Here is a 3,532-nt window from a genome sequence, read left to right as displayed (position 1 = left end):
TGTTCTTCGGCTGCCTGGCTGCCGGTTTGTCCATGGTAGGCCAGGGCATCCGGCCTGCTTTGTGGATGTGTGCACTGCCCTATATCACTTTTTTTCTGGCGCTGATCAATCCCCTCGCCCTGGCTTTGGCGTTGCGGCTGCGCGCCAATCTGCACCACTTTGAGGGCGCCGTTCTGTACCCCACCCACCTGCACCTGGAGAATGACGACGGCGGCAGCGATTATCCGCTGGACGACCTGACCCGGGTCTACCGCGGCAAAGGCTGGACGGTGCTGCTTTGGCAGGGGGAAGAAACCCTGTTGGCGCTGCCGGTGCCCGATACGGCCTGTGCCGACAGCGGCGAAACGCTGCTCGCCCATCTGCGGCAAACCGCACCCCAGGCCATCTACGGCGCCTTGCACCGGTCATGGCCGCGCCAGGTAAAGATATATCTGCTGTGGGGGCTGTATTTTCTGGTGACCGTTCTCTCTGCATCGGCCTTCCAGACGGCGCGCGACGGGCTCCAGCTGATCATAAGCCCGAACTGGGAGGGCGGTGCCGCGATCTCACTGGCCTATGACCACCAAAAAGGGACGCTTTCTTTTGCGGAAGAAACCACCGTACCTGTGACAGGAGAGGTAAAAATCCAATGGCAGACCGACACCTGCTGCGCCGTGACCTACCAATCCCCCGACGGCCAGACCCACGTGCAGCTGTTGGACGGTGCTTCCGGCCGGGGCGACCGGCTGCAGTCCGACCCCATCACCGGTTCCTGGCAGCAAAACGCCTTTTTCTGGGACCCCGGCATCACCCTGCAGTGGGACAGTGACGCCGGCTGTTACCGGTTGCTGACCGGTGGCGGTGAATCGGTTTACCGCCAGTGGCAAAGTTTTGACGGTTTGGGCATCGCCCTTTGCAATAGCGAAGGTTTGCCCGAATGGACTTTGACCGCCACCCACATCGCCACCTGGAAAGCCGACGGCAGCTACGGCGACTGCGAGGCACTGGTACTCAGCCCTGTTTCGTTGGATGATACAGACGAGCGAGTCTGGCTGCACCCGTCCGAAGATACGGACACTGCCGCCTCTGCATCGTAACCCAAAGTTACCTGCGCTGTTTTTATGTAACTTTTGTTGCATTCTCCCCGGAAAAATCAAACAACAACTCCATGCTTCGGCATGGGGCTTTTTTGCATCGCTTTTTTCCGCGCGGCTGTTTTTTGTGGTTTTTCTTGGTCACGGCAAACCACTCCTTTTTGCCTCAATTTTAGAACACTTTATTCTTATGTGTTCAAAAAGTATTTCTTTTACCCCCTTCTTCGGCATATTGCAAACATTTGCATATACAAATTTGTTGGAAAAGTCGAATTTATGCGTGCTTTATTGACAAAATCTGTGTTTTGATTTATCTTATAGCCAGATTATTTCTGTCGTTTTACAAAAAAATTGATTAAAACGTCAGAATTTTATTTTTTCTTGTTTTTGCAAACGTTTGCAGAAACAGAACAGGCCCCGCGGCTCCCATGACCACGGCATTGAATCGGCAGGGGGAACCGCGAATCCGCCGCGAAAGGAGGGCATAGTAACTCAGAACCCGCAAGGTCGACCGCATTCCAAAAATTGACCCAATACAAGGAGAAATTCACATGAAACGCATCGTATCTTTTGTGCTCGCCGCCGGCATGGCACTGAGCATGGCAGCGTGCAGCAGCTCCGGCAGCTCCACCGCACAGGAAAGTTCCTCCACTGCATCTTCCGCCACCTCCGCCACCGAAGAGAGCTCCGGCGGCGAGATCCTCATCGGCTGCCTGCAGGATATCACGGGCAGCACCTCCAGCCTGGGCATCTCGGTACAGGCCGGTGCACAGGCCGCTGTGGATGAGATCAATGCCAACGGCGGCATCAACGGCAAGACCCTTGTGATGAATACCTACGACACCAAAGGCGATGTGACCGAGGCCGTGAACGCCTACATCACCGCCGTCACCGTGGACGAAGTTTCGCTGATCGTCGGCCCGCCGGTCGCCAACATCGCCAACGCCATCAAAGAAACTTCCGAAGGATATGACGTGCCCGTCGTCGGCCTGGCCATGGACCCCTCCTGCCAGCTGAAAGAGGACGGCACCCCCTATAAGAATATGTTCGGCCTGCAGCCCAACGCCGACTCCCAGGGCGAGATCATGGCCGCCTTTGCACTGAAGAACGGCTACAAGACCTTCGGTGTGCTGTACAACCAGGAGAACTCCTACTCCGTTTCTCTGCTGGACCCGTTCCTGGACCGTCTGGCCGAGGATGGCGTCACCGTGGACGATAGCATGATCGTTGCCTTCGGCGCTGCCGACACCGACTACAAGACCCTGCTCCAGCCGCTGGTTTCCGCCAATGTGGACGCCATCTACTGCCCCAACTACACCCAGCAGCTGGTCGCTATTGTGACCGCCGCCACCGAGTTGGGCTACGAGGGCAAGATCATTGCAGGTCTGGACGCCGCCCCCGCTTTCAACACCACCTACGGCGGTGACTGCTCCAACGTGTACTACATCAACAACATCAACACCGAGGACCCCGAAATCGCCGCCAAGATCGCTGAGATCGAAGATACCGTCAGCGCTCCCAACAAGTACTTCCTGGGCTACGACATCGTCATGGCCGCCGCCGATGCCATCAGCAAGAACGGCACCGACTACGAAGCCCTGCACAGTGCCTTTGAGAACCTGAGCTACGAGGGCATCACCGGCACCATCACCATTGACCCCGCGACCCACATGCCCACCGGTATGAGCATGTTCATGTACACCTACGATAACCAGACCCCCGTCATGCTGGAACAGTTCGCAGGCTGATTCCCGCACCAAGAACGCAATGCAACAGGCGGCTCCCGCACCGTTTTCCCGCGCTGCGGCGGGAGCCGCCTGCTCTTTTTTTAGGAGGCAAACATCTTATGTCGCTGCAAGTCATCATCAACGGCATCGCGACCGGTTCGATCTATGCGTTGATCGCCACCGGCTTTGCGCTGATCTTCAATATTCTCAAATTCTCCAACTTCTCGCACGGTGCCACCATGACGGCTGCCGCGTTTGTTGCTTATTTTCTGGTTTCCGACAAAGGCCTCGGCCTGGTCCCCACGCTGATCGTCGCCGGGCTGGCCGGTGCGCTGATCTCGCTGTTCGGTGAGTTTGTCGGTTTCCGCCGTATTTTGAAAAATCACTCGGCCCCCACCTATTTCTTTGTGTCCTCCATCACGCTGGGCACCCTGTATGAGGGCCTTGTCACCATAAAGGCGGGTTCCAACTTCTTCAACTTCCCGTCCTTTTTCACCCCGCCCACCCTGGGTGTCGGTTCGCTGGTCATCTCCACCAGTGACCTGGTCATGTTCATCATCAGCGCCGTGGCGCTGCTGGTGCTGGCTTTCGTCATCCAGAAAACCCGCCTGGGCCGCGCCCTGCGCGCCGTCTCTTTTGACCGCGACACCGCCCAGCTCATGGGCATCGACTCCACCCGTATCATCCAGTGCGCCTTTGTGGTATCGGGCATCCTGGCCGGTATTGCCGGCG

At 57.3% G+C, this 3,532-nt stretch carries 2 protein-coding genes and 1 pseudogene; all 3 read left to right on the top strand.

The features are described 5' to 3' along the window. Positions 1 to 1,076 (top strand): annotated as a pseudogene (locus H6B10_RS13300) (hypothetical protein); the annotation flags it as partial. A 548-nt stretch (positions 1,077 to 1,624) separates the two neighbouring features. Next, complete coding sequence (locus H6B10_RS13295; RefSeq protein WP_204652051.1) at positions 1,625 to 2,821, top strand: ABC transporter substrate-binding protein; 1,197 nt, start codon at positions 1,625 to 1,627, stop codon at positions 2,819 to 2,821. Between the two features lie 98 nt (positions 2,822 to 2,919). After that, on the top strand, positions 2,920 to 3,532 hold a 613-nt coding region (locus tag H6B10_RS13290), incomplete at its 3' end, for a branched-chain amino acid ABC transporter permease (protein ID WP_204652050.1).

This window comes from Gemmiger formicilis, from assembly GCF_016901605.1.
GTDB classification, from domain to species: Bacteria; Bacillota; Clostridia; order Oscillospirales; family Ruminococcaceae; genus Gemmiger; species Gemmiger formicilis_B.
This window is presented reverse-complemented; position numbering and strand designations above follow the sequence as displayed.